The 17,654-nt window shown below is 59.2% G+C and carries 20 protein-coding genes; 9 read left to right on the top strand and 11 right to left on the bottom strand.

Translation table 11 applies throughout. The features are described from left to right. Window positions 1–3: 3 nt before the first annotated feature. The 3 genes from BLP23_RS17970 to BLP23_RS17960 are packed head-to-tail and all read right to left on the bottom strand — an operon-like array spanning window position 4 to window position 1,487. Complete coding sequence (locus tag BLP23_RS17970; RefSeq protein ID WP_092586233.1) at window positions 4–303, bottom strand: TrbC/VirB2 family protein; 300 nt, start codon at window positions 301–303, stop codon at window positions 4–6. After that, window positions 300–962 (bottom strand): transglycosylase SLT domain-containing protein, encoded by a 663-nt coding sequence (locus BLP23_RS17965; RefSeq protein ID WP_092586232.1) that lies wholly within the window; start codon window positions 960–962, stop codon window positions 300–302. The genes BLP23_RS17970 and BLP23_RS17965 overlap by 4 nt, the downstream gene beginning before the upstream one ends. Before the next feature lie 3 nt (window positions 963–965). Next, on the bottom strand, window positions 966–1,487 hold the full coding sequence (locus BLP23_RS17960) for a hypothetical protein (protein ID WP_092586231.1): 522 nt from the start codon (window positions 1,485–1,487) through the stop codon (window positions 966–968). Window positions 1,488–1,580: 93 nt separating this feature from the next. Here BLP23_RS17960 and BLP23_RS17955 point away from each other — a divergent pair, with 93 nt between their 5' ends. Further along, window positions 1,581–1,934 carry a MarR family transcriptional regulator gene (locus BLP23_RS17955; protein ID WP_022718530.1) on the top strand — a complete coding sequence of 118 codons (354 nt, stop codon included), beginning with the start codon at window positions 1,581–1,583 and terminating at the stop codon, window positions 1,932–1,934. Between the two features lie 352 nt (window positions 1,935–2,286). Here the strand turns inward: BLP23_RS17955 and vapC are convergent, their stop codons facing one another. Continuing rightward, window positions 2,287–2,685 carry a type II toxin-antitoxin system tRNA(fMet)-specific endonuclease VapC gene (vapC, locus tag BLP23_RS17950; protein WP_092586230.1) on the bottom strand — a complete coding sequence of 133 codons (399 nt, stop codon included), beginning with the start codon at window positions 2,683–2,685 and terminating at the stop codon, window positions 2,287–2,289. Further along, complete coding sequence (vapB, locus tag BLP23_RS17945) at window positions 2,685–2,918, bottom strand: type II toxin-antitoxin system VapB family antitoxin (protein ID WP_092586229.1); 234 nt, start codon at window positions 2,916–2,918, stop codon at window positions 2,685–2,687. Before vapB ends, vapC begins: the two co-directional genes overlap by 1 nt. Before the next feature lie 309 nt (window positions 2,919–3,227). Here vapB and BLP23_RS17940 point away from each other — a divergent pair, with 309 nt between their 5' ends. From BLP23_RS17940 to BLP23_RS17930, 3 genes are all read left to right on the top strand, one after another. Then, a complete protein-coding gene (locus BLP23_RS17940; protein ID WP_092586228.1) occupies window positions 3,228–3,752 on the top strand; it encodes an antitoxin Xre/MbcA/ParS toxin-binding domain-containing protein in 525 nt (174 codons plus the stop codon). After that, on the top strand, window positions 3,749–4,420 hold the full coding sequence (locus tag BLP23_RS17935) for an RES family NAD+ phosphorylase (RefSeq protein ID WP_092586227.1): 672 nt from the start codon (window positions 3,749–3,751) through the stop codon (window positions 4,418–4,420). The genes BLP23_RS17940 and BLP23_RS17935 overlap by 4 nt, the downstream gene beginning before the upstream one ends. Before the next feature lie 481 nt (window positions 4,421–4,901). Beyond that, window positions 4,902–5,111, top strand: a complete 210-nt coding sequence (locus BLP23_RS17930; protein ID WP_092586226.1) for a hypothetical protein — start codon at window positions 4,902–4,904, stop codon at window positions 5,109–5,111. A gap of 283 nt (window positions 5,112–5,394) precedes the next feature. Here BLP23_RS17930 and BLP23_RS17925 read toward each other — a convergent pair whose 3' ends face one another. The 4 genes from BLP23_RS17925 to BLP23_RS17905 all read right to left on the bottom strand — a co-directional run bounded on the left by BLP23_RS17925 (window position 5,395) and on the right by BLP23_RS17905 (window position 10,271). Beyond that, entirely contained in the window at window positions 5,395–5,784 is a 390-nt protein-coding gene (locus tag BLP23_RS17925) for an NUDIX hydrolase (RefSeq protein WP_324613747.1), read from the bottom strand. 348 nt (window positions 5,785–6,132) lie between these two features. Then, on the bottom strand, window positions 6,133–7,167 hold the full coding sequence (locus BLP23_RS17920) for an IS110 family RNA-guided transposase (protein ID WP_092586224.1): 1,035 nt from the start codon (window positions 7,165–7,167) through the stop codon (window positions 6,133–6,135). Between the two features lie 275 nt (window positions 7,168–7,442). Then, the gene (locus BLP23_RS17910; RefSeq protein WP_092586484.1) at window positions 7,443–9,005 is read right to left on the bottom strand and encodes a DHA2 family efflux MFS transporter permease subunit; all 1,563 of its coding nucleotides are present in this window, start codon (window positions 9,003–9,005) and stop codon (window positions 7,443–7,445) included. A 75-nt stretch (window positions 9,006–9,080) separates the two neighbouring features. Continuing rightward, the gene (locus tag BLP23_RS17905; protein ID WP_233426755.1) at window positions 9,081–10,271 is read right to left on the bottom strand and encodes an HlyD family secretion protein; all 1,191 of its coding nucleotides are present in this window, start codon (window positions 10,269–10,271) and stop codon (window positions 9,081–9,083) included. Window positions 10,272–10,718: 447 nt separating this feature from the next. Between BLP23_RS17905 and BLP23_RS17900 the strand changes: the two genes are divergently transcribed. Then, the gene (locus BLP23_RS17900) at window positions 10,719–11,372 is read left to right on the top strand and encodes a TetR/AcrR family transcriptional regulator (protein WP_092586482.1); all 654 of its coding nucleotides are present in this window, start codon (window positions 10,719–10,721) and stop codon (window positions 11,370–11,372) included. A 186-nt stretch (window positions 11,373–11,558) separates the two neighbouring features. On the opposite strand, the gene BLP23_RS33230 is transcribed toward BLP23_RS17900, so the two are convergent. Together BLP23_RS33230 and BLP23_RS17895 are read right to left on the bottom strand one after the other, a co-directional pair. Then, entirely contained in the window at window positions 11,559–11,882 is a 324-nt protein-coding gene (locus tag BLP23_RS33230) for a hypothetical protein (protein WP_139187081.1), read from the bottom strand. 246 nt (window positions 11,883–12,128) lie between these two features. After that, window positions 12,129–13,472, bottom strand: a complete 1,344-nt coding sequence (locus BLP23_RS17895) for an aminotransferase-like domain-containing protein (RefSeq protein ID WP_092586222.1) — start codon at window positions 13,470–13,472, stop codon at window positions 12,129–12,131. Window positions 13,473–13,649: 177 nt separating this feature from the next. Between BLP23_RS17895 and BLP23_RS17890 the strand changes: the two genes are divergently transcribed. The 4 genes from BLP23_RS17890 (at window position 13,650) to BLP23_RS17875 (ending at window position 17,606) form a co-directional block, all read left to right on the top strand. Then, on the top strand, window positions 13,650–13,841 hold the full coding sequence (locus BLP23_RS17890; RefSeq protein ID WP_022713686.1) for a DUF1127 domain-containing protein: 192 nt from the start codon (window positions 13,650–13,652) through the stop codon (window positions 13,839–13,841). Beyond that, entirely contained in the window at window positions 13,838–14,617 is a 780-nt protein-coding gene (locus BLP23_RS17885; protein WP_092586221.1) for a sulfite exporter TauE/SafE family protein, read from the top strand. The genes BLP23_RS17890 and BLP23_RS17885 overlap by 4 nt, the downstream gene beginning before the upstream one ends. A gap of 746 nt (window positions 14,618–15,363) precedes the next feature. Further along, window positions 15,364–16,164: an SDR family NAD(P)-dependent oxidoreductase gene (locus BLP23_RS17880; protein ID WP_092586220.1), complete on the top strand. Its 801-nt coding sequence runs from the start codon at window positions 15,364–15,366 to the stop codon at window positions 16,162–16,164. 86 nt (window positions 16,165–16,250) lie between these two features. Beyond that, window positions 16,251–17,606, top strand: coding sequence for an epoxide hydrolase family protein (locus tag BLP23_RS17875; protein ID WP_233426754.1), 1,356 nt, complete (start codon window positions 16,251–16,253; stop codon window positions 17,604–17,606). The last annotated feature ends 48 nt before the right edge of the window (window positions 17,607–17,654 follow it).

Here is a 17,654-nt window from a genome sequence, read left to right as displayed (position 1 = left end):
CGCTCAGCTCCCGACGATGGTGTTCACCAGTTCGGTGGCGCCGAAGATCCCCCCGATGCCGATGATCCAGTAGCCGGCACGGCGCAGATCCATGTAGCCGAACATCCAGGCGATGCAGATGATGATCACGGCGATGACCGCAAGCAGGCGGGCGATGTTGCCGGTCAGCATATCGACGATATTCTGCAGGACGGTTTCGATGCCTACGGCCTGGGCGAAGGCCGGTTCGACCATGCAGGCAACGATGGCCGCGGCCATCAAGGCAGAGGCAGCGACAGGGCGAAGGCGGGATTTTGAAGTCATTCACTTTGCTCCGATCGATCATTCTGAAACACGAGAACCGAAGATCGCCGCCGGGAATTGAAGACGTCCCATGAAGCGGTCTCGTCGGCTTGGGGAAGGCGTTTTGCGACCGCGGACACGTCCTGAAAGTCTGCGGTCTTCTCGAAGCGAGCTTCAATGTGCGGCTCGGCAATGGAAAGCGACGCCAGTTTGGGGGACAGCCGGACCATTTCCTGGCGGACCTGCTCGTCATATCGGACCAGTTTGCCCAGCGACGGATCGTCTCGGCCGTAGTGAGACTGAAGCATGATGTTTTCCGCTTGTGCCGCATCGGCGCCCGCGCGCAAGGCAAGGCGATAGTACCCATCGAGAAGAGTGGCGCCGGCCTTAAGGTTAAGGCAGGGATCGAACGCATCCGATATGGAAAGCTTCAGCTTGTGCAGTTCCTCCAAGCCGAGACCGCCAAGACCGATCTGAATGTCCTGGTGCGCCGCAACGAGGGAAGTGGCGAGCTCAATTGCCTCCGCCTTCGATGCCGGTTGATCCGAAAGCGGTGGGCCACTGTTGATGCGGATGGCATAGGGATGAAACCTGCTCTCCAGGCTAACAACTGCAGCGATCGTCTCGATCGCAATGTTGGGAGCGCATGCCTGCGCAAGATCGACGAAGGCGACTGGCATTGCTTAGTACCACACCCTTTGGTTTCCGATCCCGTCAATGGTGACGTCGACATAGTGCGGCTTCGCGCGCACATGCGGCTGCATTGTCACGTAACGCCGGCACCGTCGCTGCCCGTCATTCCAGTGCCAGGCGGATGAATGAACTCCGCGCTCGCTGTTTAAGTAGCATTCATTGTTTGAGACAGTCTGCGGTGTGGTCGAGATGCAGCTTACCTGCCGTCCGCGATCACCATTTCGCGTCGTTAAGCGGTAGCCTTTGTCGCAATAGTAAGGGGCGTAACCGGGCGCAGATGCCGTAAAACCAACGCCGTTACAGCTCGGGAATGCGTGCCCCTTTGCAAGTTCTCGCCACAGTTTCTCAATCGGCGGGCGGCATTCGGTAAATTGCGTTGCGCCGCCGGGATTGGAAAGGCATAGGATAACCTCGCATCCCCAATCATCTGCCCGCGCATGACTCCCTGAAATGAGATATGATGGCGAGGCATTGAGAAGAGCCACGAACGTCCTGATCAGAAGGTTTTTCATGAGCCGTCCCTCCAAAATCAACACGCCAACGATGCCCGCTGGCGTCTGTATCGTCTGGAAATTTATACAGCCTTATATTATGCAGTTAAACAGATGACAAGAGCACTCAACGTCCAATGGCACAACCTTGCCTTTTCAGCCTTCATCTTCCACGAGATTTTTGACAATCCGCTGGAGGATGAAACGCCTCAGTCGCGGTTGAAGCAGATCGGCATGATGAGTGTCCTCTACATCATGCACCAGGGACATCAGCCGCTAACGCTTTCAAATATCGTCGAAACTACGGGTTTGACGCGCACCGGTGTAACCGAAACGGTAGACCCGTTGGTCGGGCGCGGACTCCTGACGGAGAGCTTCGTGAAGAACTCGATGGGGCGCGGCAAGGCGCGACGGTTTGAGATCGCCCCGGAGATCCTGGAGAAAATTCGCAGCTTCCAGGGGAGTTAAAACCCTGCGTAAGGTGACATCACTGGGCGACTCATAGCGCCTCAATTAAGAGCAATTGATTGGCCTTTTGTCACGTGAGCCAGATCGGCGCGGGCATTGTCGGGTTTCTCGCTGGCTCGACGTCTTAAGGCTTCGTTTGCCTATCTATGCCGCGCTGCGCTCACCGATCCTGCGCCTTTGCCATCGCCGTGATCTGCCGCCATTGCAGGCTATGCCTTGTGCATGGCAAGCCGTTCCTTTTGAAATCTGGCGGCAAAATCTTCTGCATTTGCGGGTTGCGCATTCGTCGGGCTGTCGGCGCTCGCAAGGCTGGCCGAACCATCGGTGCTCAAGGTTGGTTAACGGGTGAAGGTCACACCCAGTTTTCCGCCCGGACACCTGGCATTCGGGCAAACTCCCGCATGTTGTTGGTGACGACGATCAATCCTTCGCTGCGAGCATGGCCGCCAATCTGCATGTCATGGGGACCGCAAGGCGTTCCGGCTCGCTCAAGCTCGGCCCGGACCTGCCCGTAGTGCGCCGCCGCCTTGTCTCCGAAAGGCAGCACCTCCAGCCGCGCCACGAACTGCTCGATCGCAATCAGGTTCTCGACGCGGCGAGCCGATTTTTCCGCCCCGTAATGCAGTTCTCCGAGCGTGATGCTCGATATACAAAGCTGTTCGGCCAGCGTGTTGAATTTTTGCCGAAGCTCCAGCGGGTAGTTTTTCATCACATAGATGCAGATATTGGTGTCGAGCATGTAGGCGAGCATCAGAAAGGCTCACGTTCTTCCGCTGCCGGTTGCTCACGTTCGCTCAGGAAATCCTCGCTGACGCGCGGCCCGCTCAGAAACAGATCGTCCCACCGCTTGCCTTGCGGCACGATTACCCGGCTGCGGCCGATCTTGAGAATATCGACCTGATGCACGTTTTCGGGAAAGGCGACGGCTTTGGGAAGCCGGACCGCCTGGCTGCGATTACTGATGAAAACCGTGGAGCTGGTCATCGCGCATCTCCTGCATATCCAATTGGGATATACATAACTTTGCAATCTCCGAATTACAAGGGCAACTTTACCGAAAGCCCAGTTAGGCGCTTGTTCTTCCTCGGCACCAGTCGGCGCGCTCGCCTGGGTTGTGTGACCCTAGTCGACCCGGCTGCAGCCCGTTGGGCGCGCGCCGTGGGAAGGGCCGAAGGGTGACGGACTTGCTCAACGCCCATATCGTCGGGCAGGCATTCATCGGACCAACGCTCCAAATTGATCTTGTCGGATGTCCAGATTTGGGCTATGTCTAGTTCAAGACTGGAGGCTATAATGCCGCACGCACGACACACCGAGCGACAGGACAGGCATGAGCCGCAGCGCCTGGAAACCGACCGGTTTGCTCCGGCAACCCGCAAAAGGTTGAGCGCCCCGGCTCTGCGAACCTTTCTGGCGATCGCCGATCTTTGGGGCCTGAACGAAGAGCAGCGCTTGCTTGTACTCGGTTACCCGTCCCGATCCACTTATCACAACTGGGCCAAGCAAGCGCGCGAACATGGTGCCTTCACGCTGGACGTCGACATCCTCATTCGAATCTCGGCCGTGCTCGGCATTCATCAGGCGCTTGGGATCCTCTTTCCCGATGAACGCGTCGGCGTTGCGTGGCTGCGGACGCCGCATGAAGCGCTTGTTTTCGGCGGCCACTCCCCACTCGACGTCCTGACGAGCGGAACGCAGGACGGCCTGATGACAGTTCGTCGATTTCTCGATGCGGCAAGGGGTGGCATCTACATGCATCCGAACATCCTGGACGAAGCGTTCACGCCTTACGAAGACAGGGACATCGTCTTCCGGTGACTGATCGTTTTGCTCAGGCGCCGCGTCCTTCGTACCGGCTGATCCCATCGCAATTTCCGCCAATCGGGCTTTTTGATACCGTTGCGACAGCGGCCGATCTCGAAGCGGTGATGGAGCTTGCCGGCTGGACCAATGACCGTCTTGTTGCCGACCGCATCCAACGACTTCCCCAGGGTGAATGGGTCTACGGCACCCCCAATTCCAGCATTGTGATGGCGGCATTTCTCCATGTTGCGCCGGGAGGAATGCGGTTTAACGGCCCCGATCTCGGCGCATGGTATGCCGCCGACGATCTCCGCACAGCTGCAGCCGAGGTTGGCCATCATCTTCGGCGCGAAGCTGTTGCGCGCAGTGTGGCGACGATGACGCGCACCTATCGAAGCTACATGGCCATCCTGCTTGGAGATTACCTCGACATTCGTGGAGAGCAGATGCTGCGGCCCGAGATCTATGACGGCACCAGCTACGCCGCGTCGCAAGCGCTTGGTGAGCAAGTGCGTTCGAACGGCGTGGCCGGCATCCTTTATGACAGCCTGCGACGCAGAGCCGGCGTGAACATCGTCGCACACCGGCCGCGGAACATTCGCAAGGTTGTGCAGGCCGACCACTTCGAGATCACCGTTTCGGCCGACGATCGACGCATTGATGTCCAAAGGCTCGCGGCCTAACAACAGAAACACCTGAACTTCGGGCCGCATGTTGCCTGCAGCGCATCAGCCTGCCCAATCCGCTTCAGACATGACCGATACACATTCATGTGCGGCTTCTTGCAATGCACAAGGTCGTCGGTTTGCAGAAGAACGCCCTGAATGAAGTCGCGGAGAAGGTTTGAAATGCAGCGAACTCAGCGGCTCGGTCGATGTGCGAAGTCAGATGCAGATCGAACGGCAGCGTGAACGGGCATCAAGTCGCTTGGTTTGCGACGCAGCACAATCGCCTCGTGCCTGATCCTGTTTGTCCTCCTCGGGTCGACAGACTCGTCGCGAATGGCCGATTCCAAGGCCGCCTTAAACGCATGGGACGAAACAATCAGTCAGCGAATGCGTTGGTGACGTCATCCCGTGGGTGAAGTTCAGGCTGGCGCACTGGCGCCAGTCAACTCTTTCACCGCCGATATGCGCACCCTCGGGGATGTCAGAGGAGGACATCATGACCAATGTCTTGAATGCGGAGAAGCCGCTGCGAAAGGTTCTGCGCGGCCGTCCGTACAGTGTGAACGAATTTGCCAGGAAATACCGGCTCGATGAACAAGAGGCAAAGCGCCTCTATGAGAAGTTTGGACCGTCCTCCACCGACCTTGACCTATTGATGTCCGCAAAGTGTAGCGCGTCTCGCAAACTGCCGAACTGCGATCTTTGAATGCAGGACCAAAATCCGAATTAGCTCTCGCTCGTCTGCGAAAACAATTGAAGGCTGCTGGGGTTTCCCGGCGACGATGAGTCGGCAGTATTCTGCCTCGCTTTGGACCAACAGGGCGTAAGTCGGGTTCTCTGGTCCTCGACGGAGATCGCATTCGGTGCCGCTGGTCGAGCGTTTAGGAAACCTGAGCAGAAAGCGTGGAGTCCTTCATTGAAATCAAAGCATGTTGAACGTGAATTATACTTCTGGCTGATTTCTGCAACGCCAAGCACATTGTTGCGCATCATAGAAGTTTTTGGAGCAGCTTTTGCAATCCGGGTTGAGCCGCTTCCCGAATGGCGCCCTTCATCGAAAACCAGCGCGTCTTACGAACGGATTTTTCAGGAAAGGATTCGGCGACAGACAGCGCCTCAAGCAAATGAACTTTCACCCGATAGCGGTTGCGGCTGCCGTCCTTGAAATAGGTAAAGGTTCCGAAGACCTCTTCAGAGACGACGCCGGTCACGCCAGCCTCTTCGAACGCCTCGCGTTGTGCCGCGGTTCTTGAATTTTCACCGGGCTCGATGTGCCCTTTCGGAAGGCCCCAACGTCCGCTGCGGCGGCTGCCCACCAGAAGAACCCTGATCTGACCTTTTCTGTCCCGGCGCAAACAGACCGCGCCTGCCTGGTGCACATCGTCTACGCCTGCAGGTGCTTCCGGCTGCGATCGATCCTGTAACATCGTCGTCCTTCGATGGGCGCATCTATGGACGCCCCCGACTTTGCAAGGGTAAAATAACCCGTTCCGGCGAAACCTGTGGCTGCAGTCATCTATTCGGCCTCTAAAATGTGCCGCACCCTGCGGCCCCGGCCTTGATGGTAGATCCGCAAACCAGCTCCCAATCACGCACCACGAACTCGAAGATCGATGCGCCCAACGGGCTCTGCTGGTTCCCGGTTTAGCCCGGCTTTGCCATCACTCGCTTTTTATCCTCGCAACCACATCGACCAGTCCGGGTCGAATTCGAAACTTAAGCTACTCTCACGCTGCTCTCATTGTCGCGCCTTTCCCAGGATGCCCGTAGGTTCCACCGAACATGAGCAACGCCCAAACTACGCGAGCTGTTTTATTTGCAATCGCGACCGCTGCAACGTTTGCCGGGCGACGGTCCCTTAGTTTCGAAAGCCAATTCCAAGAACGACCGCGCCAGCGCATGATTGAACGGCTACCGTGGATCAAGAGTCGACGAAGATATCCGTCGCCACGCTTGCTGATCCCTCCAAGGTTCTCCTTGCCCCCGGTGGAATGCTGCCTCGGGACAAGCCCGAGCCAGGCGGCAAAATGCCGACCCGATTTGAAGTCAGAAGGCTCTCTCATCGAGGACACCAACGCTGTCGCCGTAACAACACCTACCCCAGGAATTGTCATCAATCGCCGGCAGGCATCGCTTCCTTTTACGACCCTGATAAGATCCCGATCTATGCGGAAGAGCTTCGTCTTCACCTCCCTCAGTTGTTCGACCAGATAGCGCAAGGCATGGCGAGCGACGGCCGGTAGCTCGTCGAACTCTTCATCCTCGATCAGTTTCGTTAGAAGGCCGATGTTGTGAGCGCGGTTGGGAGCAATGATGCCGAATTCGGCAAGGTGGCCACGGATCGAGTTGATGAGCTGGGTCCGTTGGCGGATCAACATCTCCCTGACCCGATGTAGAACCAAAACTTCCTGTTGCATCTCTTCCTTGATCGGCACGAAGCGCATCGTCGGTCGTGTGACTGCCTCGCAGATCGCTTCGGCATCAGCCGCGTCGCTCTTGTTCGTCTTGACGTAGGGCCGCACATATTGCGCAGGGAGGAGACGAACGTCATGGCCAATGTCACAAAGCAATCTGGCCCAAAAATGCGAACCAGGACACGCTTCGAGCGCGACGAGAGACGGTGGGAGTTTGCGAAAGAAAGTCTCTACCTCCTCCCGTTTGAGCCTGCGTCGAATGATGGCTTTGCCAACAGAATCCGCAGCGTGAACCTGGAAAACGGACTTTGCGATATCGAGACCAACAACACTGACTTGAGCTTCCATCATGAGCCTCCTGGTTGATACGCCTCCATCATCCTTCGCGGCTGGCTCCGGCGGAAGGGGGCGTCCATACCATCATGCTCGTCAAGCGGACGGCACCCCGGTGAACGGGTCAACTCGAATCCAGCCTCGGCAAGATCGACCGTTTCCGCTATAATCGCATGCTCAGATGTCGCCTTCATGATACCGTGACACCGCCGACCATCAGCTCTTCAAGGCAGGCTTCACCCTGATCTCCCGCGCGATCACAATATACAGAGGTATAGTGGGTGGCGGCCTCAGTGCGCTCCGGCGCCGCCGCCACTCGTACGCTTGGTAAGCAGAAGCGCGACCGCTGCGATCGCGAGCACGACGCCGATGACCGCGAACGTATCGCTGAAGCCCATGATGAGCGCCTGGCGCTTCACGATCCTGCCCAAAGTGACCACCGCCTGGCCCGTAGCCTTGGCGTGGTCCGAGACACCGTGGGACTGGAAGTAGCCCGTAAGCTGGTCGAGGCGCTGCCTGACCTCGTCTCGGCTGGCCGTGATGGACTGGCCAATGATGTTCGAATGGAACTGTTCGCGTTTTGTGAGGACGGTTCCCAGAGTGGCCGTCCCGACGGCGCCGCCGAGGTTTCTCAGCATGTTCGTCAGACCTGAAGCCGCAGCAGCGTCCGCCTGGGCGATGCTGCCCGTCGTGATCGCGGTGATCGGCGTCAGCACGAGTGCCTGACCGATGGCTCGCACGATGTTCGGGATCCAGAACTGATCGCCCCCATTGTCCGGCGACAGCATGACGTTCATGAAGCAGCTAATCGCAAATATGCTGATGCCAAGGAAGCCGATATAGCGGGCGTCGAAACGCTTCATCATGATCGGAACCAGCGGAATAAGCAGCAGCTGCGGCAGGCCTGTCCATGCCAGGACGTTGCCGATTTCCTGCGCGTTGTAGCGCTGCACCTGCCCAAGATATTGGGGAAGGATGTAGACTGTGCCGAATAGAGCGACGCCGACGAGCACGTTGACTGCAACGCCGATGCCGAAGTTCCGCTGCTTGAGCAGCCGCAGCTTCACGAGTGGCTTTTCGACAGTCAGTTCGATCCAGATGAATGCTGCAAGGAATACGAACGCCACGACGCTGAGCTTCAGAATGAACGGCGACGAGAACCAGTCGTCCTTGTTGCCCTCTTCGAGCACCGTCTGCAGTGCGGCCAGACCGATCGCCATGGTGAAGATGCCCGCCCAGTCGCCTTCGCGTAGAAGGCCGAGACGCATGGGCTGCTTGTCGAGGGTCGCGGCGAGCGCGACCGCCATAATCGCGCTGGGGATCGTGTTGATGAAGAAGATCGTCTGCCACCCGTAGTTCTCGGTCAGGTAGCCACCGATCGTCGGGCCGATCGCAGGTGCAAAGGTGACCGACAGTGCGAAGATCGCAAGGCCGATCGGCTGCTGCGGCTTCGGCAGTTTCGTCAGGACCATGGTGAATGCCATGGGAATGAGGATGCCACCGGCGAATCCTTGGAGGCCACGCATCGCGATCATGGAATTAAGGTCGTGGGTGAAGGCGCACGCCATCGAGAAAAGCGGGAACAGGATCGTGTTCACCAGAATGTATCTCCGGAATGAGAACACGCTGCTGAAGTAGGCCGTCAGTGGAATGACGATAATCTCGCCGATCAGATACGAGGTCGAGATCCAAGCTCCGTTGTCGACTCCCGTCCCGATGCCGCCTTCGATGTCGAGCAGGGAGGCGTTTGTGATCTGGATGTTGAGAATTGCCATGAAGGCGCCGATCATTCCTGCGAGGACGGCGATCCATTCCTTGGCGCCGGCCTTCTGCGAGCCGGCCGATACCGGCATTGCGGCTGATGTCGGCAACGTTGTGACGTTAGTCATGACTTGATCCTCCTGGATCCTTGTCGGTTCGCCGGGCGGCTATTTGCCGGTCTTGGTTTCGATGGTTGGGGTGACGGACATGCCGGGGCGGAGATCGCCCGAGGCTGCGCTTTCCGCGTCGAGTACGATGCGCACCGGAATGCGCTGGACGACCTTCGTGAAGTTGCCGGTCGCGTTGTCCGGAGGAAGGAGAGCGAATTCCTGCCCGCTGGCAGGGGCCAGGCTTTCGACGCGACCGTGATAGACACGACCGGGGAACATGTCGACGTCGATCTCGACCAGCTGTCCGGGGTGCACGTCCGTCAACTGCGTTTCCTTGTAGTTCGCGATGACATACGCGGCCTTTGTCGGGACAACCGTCATGAGCTGCGTGCCTGCCTGGACGTACTGGCCGACGCGAAGAGTGCGGTTGCCGACGACGCCGTCGATCGGAGCAACGATATTCGAGTATGAAAGATTGAGTTCGGCCTGATGCTGGATCGCCTGATCGCGTGCCAACGCAGCGGCCGCCTGGGCCAGTTCGGCCTTGAGGATGTCAACCTGCTTCATCGCTCCTTCGAGCGCCGCAACGTCGCGAGCCGTGGTGGCTCGGTTGGCAGCGATCTGGGCCGACGCCTGCTGCGCCGTCTGGACCGGAGCATAGCCGTTGGTGGCAAGCCGCGAATAGCGCTTGTCGTTCTGCTCGGCGAAGGTCTCGTTGGCGCGGTCGACTTCGACGGACGCCTGTGCAGCCGCAATCACGGACTGCTGGGTTTCGAGCGCAGCCTTCTTGGCGTCGACCGTGGCACGCGCCGCATCGACGTCCGCCCTCGCCTGCTCGAGCGCCGTCGCGTAGTCGCGATCGTCGATCGTCGCAAGGACCTGCCCGGCTTCGACCGTCTGGTTGTCGCCGACGAAAACCTTGGCAAGGTAACCCGAGATCTTGGGCGCGATCGCGCTGTTGTCGGCTTTGATATAAGCGTCGTCGGTCGCGACTTCGAAGCGTCCGACCGTCCAGTAGTTGTGGCCGTAGTAGGCAGCGCCTGCGATGACCGCGAGGAGCGAGACGCTCATTGCGAGCTTCTTGAGGCCGTCGCCCTTTTTCTTGGCGTCGATCAGAGCAGTCGGCGCGGCAACCGGTGTCGCGATAGCCGGCTGTGCGGCTTCCGCAGTCGCAGGCTGTGCCGGTATTTCAGATACGGCAGCCTTGCGGTCGGGCTTGCCAGTCAGTGCGATAACGTTCTCGTCCATTGAGATCACTCCTGATTTTCGGTTGCCGTCGCTTGGGCCGCAGCCGCTTGGTCACATTAAGGAAAACTTCTATTTTCCAAAATATGCGCTAGGTTTGCGATGTCAAGAAGAATTTGGAAAATTATCATGTTCCAAAATAAAAGTGATCTTGTCCGCAATTCCGGATGGCCGGTGCGATCGCGAGCACGGCTCGGCATAGCCTTCGGCTCGAAGCGCTGGTAGGCGCCTTCGCTCGGTCGCATGGCCAGAAAGGGTCTCTTTCTGGCTCTTCGCCTCGTCTCCGTGTTGTCGGTGGGCCCTCGTTATACCATCCGCTCGGTGCTGACGAGGTTTTCCAGCCGCTTGGAAACGTTACCGACGTGGACCGAAACGTTCGATCAGTTTAGGAAACTTGATATTTTCCTAAATTATGACTATGGTGCGCCAACAGGAACATTGGAATTGAAGATGCACCAAAATGCCCAGGTAGAGAAACGTTCGCGCGGCAGACCGCAGGTCCGGTCCGACGAGGAGACGCGAAGTGTCATCATCGACGCGGCGAACGACCAGTTCAAGAAAGCCGGATATGCGTCCGCCAGCATTCACGCGATCGCTCAGACCGCGGGCGTCTCGACGAAGACGCTCTATAGGCTGTTCCCCGCCAAGGCGGACCTGTTCTCCGACGTCATCTCGACCAAGATCAGCAGGTATTTTCTCGGACTCGACTCCCAGAGCCTGTCTGGACTCTCTCTTCAGGAAGGATTGGAACGTCTTCTGGCCGCCTACGGAAGGCTCACCCTGTCTTCCGAAACGATCATCATCACGAGGCTTGTCCTCAGTGAGTCCGATCGCTTTCCGGAAATCGCGTCCGTGTTCTACGAACAGGCAATCAAGCGCACCAGCAAGGCGATGGAAGACTGGTTGACAAGACAGGTAGAGCTGAAGGCTGTCCGTCTCGACGACGTCCCGCTGGCCACCGGGATGCTGCGAGGAATGATGGCCATGGAACCCCAGCGCGCTGTCATGCTGGGACAGGTCTCCGACATCTCCGACGACGAGATTATAGCCAGAGCCCGCGCATGCGCCCATCTCTTCGTCGACGGCTGTATCCGAGGTAAATGAAGGTTCATGACACTGGCGGTCTCGGCGCGGTCGGGCCTCGAAAAGGCGTCCCGCTTAACGCAATCGCGGGACATCATGAGCAGAGCCGTTCGCAGGTGCTGCAACACCGCGGTCGCGCCCACAACCAGCGTTTCGCACAATGCCTCATCTCCGGCCCTCGTAATGCAGTCGAATGGTCCCGGGGCGTCAGCCCCATCCAGGCGGCACACGGCCTTGCCGACGCAAACAACTCCGGCGCCGGCGCGCTTTCACCACCAGTAGTACTGTCCCGATCGGCTCGACACCCGAGGTTTTTGCAAGACGACGGCAGCATTCGTTAATTCGATACCAGGCTATCAGTTTTGCCTCCACTTTCTTCCGCCGCCCATCTAACTGCACAAATTCGTCAGCGAGAGATGCGAATAGATCGCGTGCCAGGGCTGGAATGGTTTCGTCAGTCATGATCCGTTCAAGCAGTAGCGGGATATGGGACGTGCCTTTACCGGCGGTCAGCCCAAACTCATGGTCCACGGACGGCTCCCTTTGCTTGAGTTCACAACGACTCCCTCTGGCACATTTCGCCGTTCGGGGCCGTCCACCCCAACAGAAGCAAGCCCTCGGCGAGGGATTAGCTAAATAAAAAGGGATTGACTCGGGAAAGCCCGTTAAAGAAGACCCTGTTTAATCCGACAGATATTTCCTAGAGACCCTCAAAAACCAGCGTTTCTGGGGTTTCAAATCCGGTCCTTCCTTCGTTTTTACAGCCGACCCACCTTCCTATTCAGTCGAGTCGAAATCGTGCTCGCTGCTATTGAGCATCGCGGCAAGCGTGTGCAGGCCGCTATCGAGTTGATCCATTGTCGGCGCCGCCAGAGCGAGCCTGACGGCGTTGGGCGCATGACCTGGCGTGACGGCGAAGGTCGTAGAAGGAGTTAACGCAATGTCGCGTCGGGCCGCGGCAGCGACAAAACTCTGCGAGCGCCAGTGGGCTGGCAACGTCAGCCACAGATGATAGCATTTCGGGTTGGCCTGGATCTCGAAATTCGAAAGGCGATCGGCCGCGAGATTCTGGCGCGCTCGCGCGTCGAGGCGCTTTAGCCTGGCAAGCTCGGCAACGGTGCCGTCGCCTATCATCCGCTCCGCCGCCGCAAACGCGAATCCCGATGCGGTCCACCCACCCGAACGCACCGAGGCCATCACGCTTTCCCGCAACCGCGGCGGCGGCACGATGAAGCCCAGCGTTAAGCCCGGCGCGGCCTTCTTGGAGAGACTGTCGATGACAATGCAGCGATCGGGCGCGAGAGCGGCAAGCGGCGGCTCGTCGTCGAGGAAGCCGTAGACATGATCTTCGATGATCGGAAGATCGAGATTCTCGACGACGTGCAGGAGATCGGCCCGGCGCGCCTTGGTCATCGTCATGCCCAACGGGTTCTGAATCGCGGGCTGAATGTAGATCGCCGAGAGATGGGCCTCGTGATGCGCCTTTCGCACCGCGTCGGGCCGTACGCCGCCTTCGTCCATCGCCAGCGGTACCAGCGAAATACCCAGGCGGGCGGCGATGCCCTTGATGAAGGGATAGGTCAAGGCCTCCACGCCGCAGCGGCCGCCCGTGGAAACGACTGCGGCGAGCGCGGCGGCAATGCTCTGCCGCCCATTACCGGTGAAGACGAGCTGTTCCGGATCGGGGGACCATGTGCCCTGCGAAAGATAGGCGGCCGCAAGGCTTCGCACCGCTGGTGTTCCGGCGCTGGTCGCCTGTCTCAATGCGGCATCGAGCGCAGCCGGCGTCTCCAGACCGTCCAGACTTTTCGCTATGAGCGCGGTCTGACCCGCAAGCACCGGGTAGTTGAACTCGAAGTCGATCCGGATGCCGCGTGGCTCGCTTGGCGCCGCCGCGCCGCGCCTGGCCTCCCCGGAGATGAAGGTGCCCCTGCCGACTTCGCCAACGACAAGCCCGCGGCGCAATAGCTCGGCATAGACGCGGCTCGCCGTCGAGGCGGCGATCTTGCGCTCGTAGGCAAAGCTGCGCTGCGGCGGCAGGCGGTCGCCGGGTTTGAGCGTGCCATCGGCAATCTCAGCGGCGATGGTGTCGGCCAGCTTCAGATATTCGGACTTCGACATTATTGCACCGAGTTCAATGTTTCCATTGCACCGAGATTTTATCGGAGCATACTGTCTACGTCAACCGGATTGCACCCGGCACTACCAACGCTGCAGTCAATGAGCACCCGGCCGCGCTTCACAAGCGCTTGTGCCGACGGCGTCGCATTGCCGCAGAGTAACCACTGGAGAACAACAATGTCTACAATGCTATCAACCATCATCCGGCCCGCAGAAGAAATCGCTCGCTTTCTCGTCCGCCGCGCCGCCATTGCGAGGCTTTGCGAACTCGACGACGACGCGCTGAAGGATATCGGTCTCGCACGTTCCGAGATCGAAGCGGCGGCCTACGGGCTCATGACCGCTTCCAAGCGGGCGAGGCTATCATGATAGCCTCATCGGTTGCGCCGGAGCTGACGGCGGCCACGGTCCTCGTCGCCTTTGCCGGCGTGTTCCTGATCTGCTTCATGAAGGGCGCATTCGGCGGTGGATTCGCCATTGTCGGCATTCCACTGTTGTCGATCGTGATGGATCCGGTGACGGCCGGCGGCCTGCTCGCACCGTTGTTTGTCGCGATGGATCTGTACGCGCTGCGCTACTGGAAGGCCTCGACCTGGTCGAGGCCGGACCTCGTCCGGTTGCTGCCTGGACTGCTGATCGGCATCGGGCTCGGCTATCTGCTGTTCCGATTTCTGGATCATCACGCCATCGCGATCATCATGGCGGTTATCACCTTGATGTTCGTCGGCCTGTGGCTTGCCGGAGGCGGGAAGGTGGCGTTCCGGCAGCGATCGACGCCGAAGGCGATCACCGCCGGTCTCACCTCTGGAATTACGACGATGGTGGCGCATTCGGGCGGACCGCCCCTTGCGATGTATCTGTTGCCCCTCGGCCTCAGCAAGGAAGTCTATGCGGGAACGACGAGTCTGTTCTTCACTGTCGGCAACGCGACCAAGGCCGTACCATGGCTGCTTCTGGTGAGACCCGCGGGCAGCGACTGGACGCTGATGGCGATTTGCCTGCTCGCCATTCCCAGCGGCGTTTGGCTCGGCTGGCGGATTCACGGCATGCTGGACCAGCACCAGATCTATCGAGCCTGCTACGGATTGCTGGTGGTGACTGCGTTGAAGTTGTTGTGGGATGGCGTCTCCGGGTACCTCGGGTGAGTTCCTCCCGCCTGCGATTTTCTATCGGACGCACGCTTGGTTATGCGGCCGACTGTAGGCCCACCAGATCGGCCCATACTCGAAGGCCACACGCGGCAATATCGACGTCACGATCCGGCTGCTTTGACCGGATCGTAAACGGCGTCGCGCTTGAAAGCATCATTGCCGGCTTCAACGGCCGGCGATGATACTCCCATCCTGGCGCCGAAAACCAAAACCCTTCATCACTGATACGATCACGCCATGCACATAGAAGGTTCCCGTCCCACCCGCGCGTGTCGCTCCGTATCAACCGCGCAGGCGTCGCTGAAATCGACACTTGCCGCGATCATTGCCGGCTTTGCCGACAGGGAGGTGGGCGAATCGGTTGCGACGATTGCCCCGTCCGTCGCCCTTCAGAACCGCGTACAAACGGGTCATGGGCCGCTCGCCTCGGCGACCCACCGCAGTTCGATAGTTCATGCCGCCCGGCCGGAGAGTTTAGCCTCCGTTTCGATCGAGCGCGACCTCCGTAGCGCTCCTTCAGGTCAGACAAGCCCGAGCGCCAAACCTGGGTCCATTGTTCAGCCCCTGTCTTTACCTTCCCGTCTTTCCGGGAAGGGTGCCCGAGCCTCAAGCCAAAATCCTACTTGCCTTAAGACGACGTAGTCGCCCGGATGTCCTGAATCGACGGATATACGACATTTGAGACGTGCAAGTCTTGTCCTAATATCGGGGCTAGAAATTCCAACCTGATGGAGATTTTTATGACTGAGAACTCGAAGGGCACCGCACTCATCACTGGCGCTTCCTCTGGTATTGGCGCGATTTATGCCGATCGGCTGGCGCGCCGGGGCTTTGACCTGATCCTCGTGGCCCGCAACAAGGAGCGCCTCGATGCGCTCGCCGAGCGTCTCACCGACGAAACAGGCCGCGCTGTCGAGGTGGTCGCGGCGGACCTTGGCAACAAGGATGATCTCGGCCGCGTCGAGAAAGTACTTCGGACCGACGCCAGCATCACCACGTTGGTCAACAATGCCGGTATCGGCGCGACCGCCCCGCTGCTGGCGTCCGATATCGACAAGATGGAAGAGATGATCACGCTGAACGTCAATGCGCTGACGCGGCTGACCTATGCTGCAGTGCCCGGCTTCGTGAAACGGGGCACCGGCGCGATTATCAACATCGCCTCGATCGTCGCTATCGCGCCGGAACGGCTGAACGGCGTGTACGGCGGAAGCAAAGCCTTCGTGCTGGCCCTCACCCTGTCGCTCCAGAAGGAGCTTGCCGACAAGAATGTCCGAGTCCAAGCCGTTCTTCCGGGCGCTACGGCAACCGATTTCTGGGGCATCGCCGGAAGGCCGCTTGAGAATGTGCCGAGCGAGATCGTCATGTCCGCCGAGGACATGGTGGATGCATCTCTTGCAGGCTTCGATCTCGGCGAAAAGGTGACCATCCCGTCGCTGCCGGAGGTTGCCGACTGGGAAGCGTACGAAGTGGCGCGCCAGAAGCTCATGCCGAACCTTTCCCACAGCGTGCCCGCCGCCCGCTATCGAGTGGGGGAATAATTCGCGCCTGCCCTCAGAGGTATCCATTCAATTGTGCTGCGCTATCGGCGGCGTTTTCGTCGATCCTCAAAACAAGGAGAATGATCATGTCGAGACCCTATTCGATAATTGGCAAGCGCAATCACCTTGCCGCTACCGCATTGGCGGGAGCGATCGCAATCTTTATTCCCACAGTCGTGGCTCATGCCGAAACAAACTTTCCTGAGCGAAGTGGCGTCGAGGTTGCGCAGGCTTCCGCAAAGGGTGCGTCCGAAGCCCAGCCGGCTATCGACGAAACCATCCGTCCCTTCCAGTTCCGTGCCACCGACGAGGCCCTAGTCGACCTCCAGCGGCGGGTCAAGGCTACGCGATGGCCAGACCAGGAGCTTGTCGGAGACGACACCCAAGGGGTGCGACTTGCCACGATGCAGAAGCTCGCCGACTATTGGGCCAACCAGTATGACTGGCGAAAGGTCGAGGCGAGGCTGAACGCCCTGCCCCAGTTTGTGACGAATATCGACGGCGTCGACATCCACTTCATCCATGTGAAGTCGAAGCACCCGAACGCGCTGCCGGTCATCATAACCCATGGCTGGCCCGGTTCGATCATAGAGCAGCTGAAGATCATCGATCCGCTGACCAATCCCACAGCGCACGCCGGCACGGCAGCCGATGCGTTTGACGTCATAATTCCATCAATCCCCGGTTACGGCTTTTCCGGTAAGCCCACCGAGCTCGGCTGGGACCCGCAGCGTGTCGCCCGGGCCTGGGCCGTTCTGATGAACCGCCTGGGTTATAAGAAGTATGTCGCGCAGGGCGGCGACTGGGGTGACGCCGTCAACGAGCAGATGGCGCTACAGAAGCCTGCAGGGCTGCTTGGCATCCACACCAACATGCCCGGCACGCTTCCCGACAACATTTCAGCGGCGCTGGCCGGCGGTCCGCAGCCGACGGGCCTGACGGGCGACGAGGAGTATGCGTGGAAGCAGCTCGATTTCTTCTACAAGCACCGTGTTGGCTATGCACAGGAAATGGGGGCCCGGCCACAGACACTCTACGGCCTGGACGATTCGCCCATCGCCCTTGCCGCGTGGATGATTGACCATGATCCGGAGAGCCAGAAGCTGATCGGCCGCGTCTTTGACGGGGCTTCTGAAGGGCTGACTCGCGATGACATCCTCGACAACATCACACTCTACTGGCTGACTAACACGGGGCTGTCTTCGGGGCGCCTCTTCTGGGAGAGCAAGCTCGCATTCTTCGCTCCCAAGGGCGTTACCATCCCGGTCGCGGTGAGCGCTTTTCCTGACGAAATCTATACCGCTCCCCGCAGTTGGACCGAGAAAGCATTTCCGCAGCTAATCCACTACAATCGACTGCCCAAGGGCGGGCATTTTGCGGCCTGGGAACAGCCAGAAATCTTCACTGAAGAGTTGCGAGCTTCGTTCAGGTCGCTGCGTTAGTCGATTTGAGAAAGAAGGGACGCGCTCAGCGCGCCGCCTTCCCAGCCA

Source organism: Rhizobium mongolense subsp. loessense (assembly GCF_900099775.1).
In the GTDB taxonomy this organism is placed as follows: domain Bacteria; phylum Pseudomonadota; class Alphaproteobacteria; order Rhizobiales; family Rhizobiaceae; genus Rhizobium; species Rhizobium loessense.
This window is presented reverse-complemented; position numbering and strand designations above follow the sequence as displayed.

Excerpts from the sequence above, each read along its gene's own strand:
- BLP23_RS17970 (WP_092586233.1), bottom strand. The coding sequence starts at position 303 with ATGACTTCAAAATCCCGCCTTCGCCCTGTCGCTGCCTCTGCCTTGATG.
- BLP23_RS17965 (WP_092586232.1), bottom strand. The coding sequence starts at position 962 with ATGCCAGTCGCCTTCGTCGATCTTGCGCAGGCATGCGCTCCCAACATT.
- BLP23_RS17960 (WP_092586231.1), bottom strand. The coding sequence starts at position 1,487 with ATGAAAAACCTTCTGATCAGGACGTTCGTGGCTCTTCTCAATGCCTCG.
- BLP23_RS17955 (WP_022718530.1), top strand. The coding sequence starts at position 1,581 with ATGACAAGAGCACTCAACGTCCAATGGCACAACCTTGCCTTTTCAGCC.
- vapC (WP_092586230.1), bottom strand. The coding sequence starts at position 2,685 with ATGCTCGCCTACATGCTCGACACCAATATCTGCATCTATGTGATGAAA.
- vapB (WP_092586229.1), bottom strand. The coding sequence starts at position 2,918 with ATGACCAGCTCCACGGTTTTCATCAGTAATCGCAGCCAGGCGGTCCGG.
- BLP23_RS17940 (WP_092586228.1), top strand. The coding sequence starts at position 3,228 with ATGCCGCACGCACGACACACCGAGCGACAGGACAGGCATGAGCCGCAG.
- BLP23_RS17930 (WP_092586226.1), top strand. The coding sequence starts at position 4,902 with ATGACCAATGTCTTGAATGCGGAGAAGCCGCTGCGAAAGGTTCTGCGC.
- BLP23_RS17920 (WP_092586224.1), bottom strand. The coding sequence starts at position 7,167 with ATGGAAGCTCAAGTCAGTGTTGTTGGTCTCGATATCGCAAAGTCCGTT.
- BLP23_RS17910 (WP_092586484.1), bottom strand. The coding sequence starts at position 9,005 with ATGCCGGTATCGGCCGGCTCGCAGAAGGCCGGCGCCAAGGAATGGATC.
- BLP23_RS17905 (WP_233426755.1), bottom strand. The coding sequence starts at position 10,271 with ATGGACGAGAACGTTATCGCACTGACTGGCAAGCCCGACCGCAAGGCT.
- BLP23_RS17900 (WP_092586482.1), top strand. The coding sequence starts at position 10,719 with ATGCACCAAAATGCCCAGGTAGAGAAACGTTCGCGCGGCAGACCGCAG.
- BLP23_RS17895 (WP_092586222.1), bottom strand. The coding sequence starts at position 13,472 with ATGTCGAAGTCCGAATATCTGAAGCTGGCCGACACCATCGCCGCTGAG.
- BLP23_RS17890 (WP_022713686.1), top strand. The coding sequence starts at position 13,650 with ATGTCTACAATGCTATCAACCATCATCCGGCCCGCAGAAGAAATCGCT.
- BLP23_RS17885 (WP_092586221.1), top strand. The coding sequence starts at position 13,838 with ATGATAGCCTCATCGGTTGCGCCGGAGCTGACGGCGGCCACGGTCCTC.
- BLP23_RS17880 (WP_092586220.1), top strand. The coding sequence starts at position 15,364 with ATGACTGAGAACTCGAAGGGCACCGCACTCATCACTGGCGCTTCCTCT.
- BLP23_RS17875 (WP_233426754.1), top strand. The coding sequence starts at position 16,251 with ATGTCGAGACCCTATTCGATAATTGGCAAGCGCAATCACCTTGCCGCT.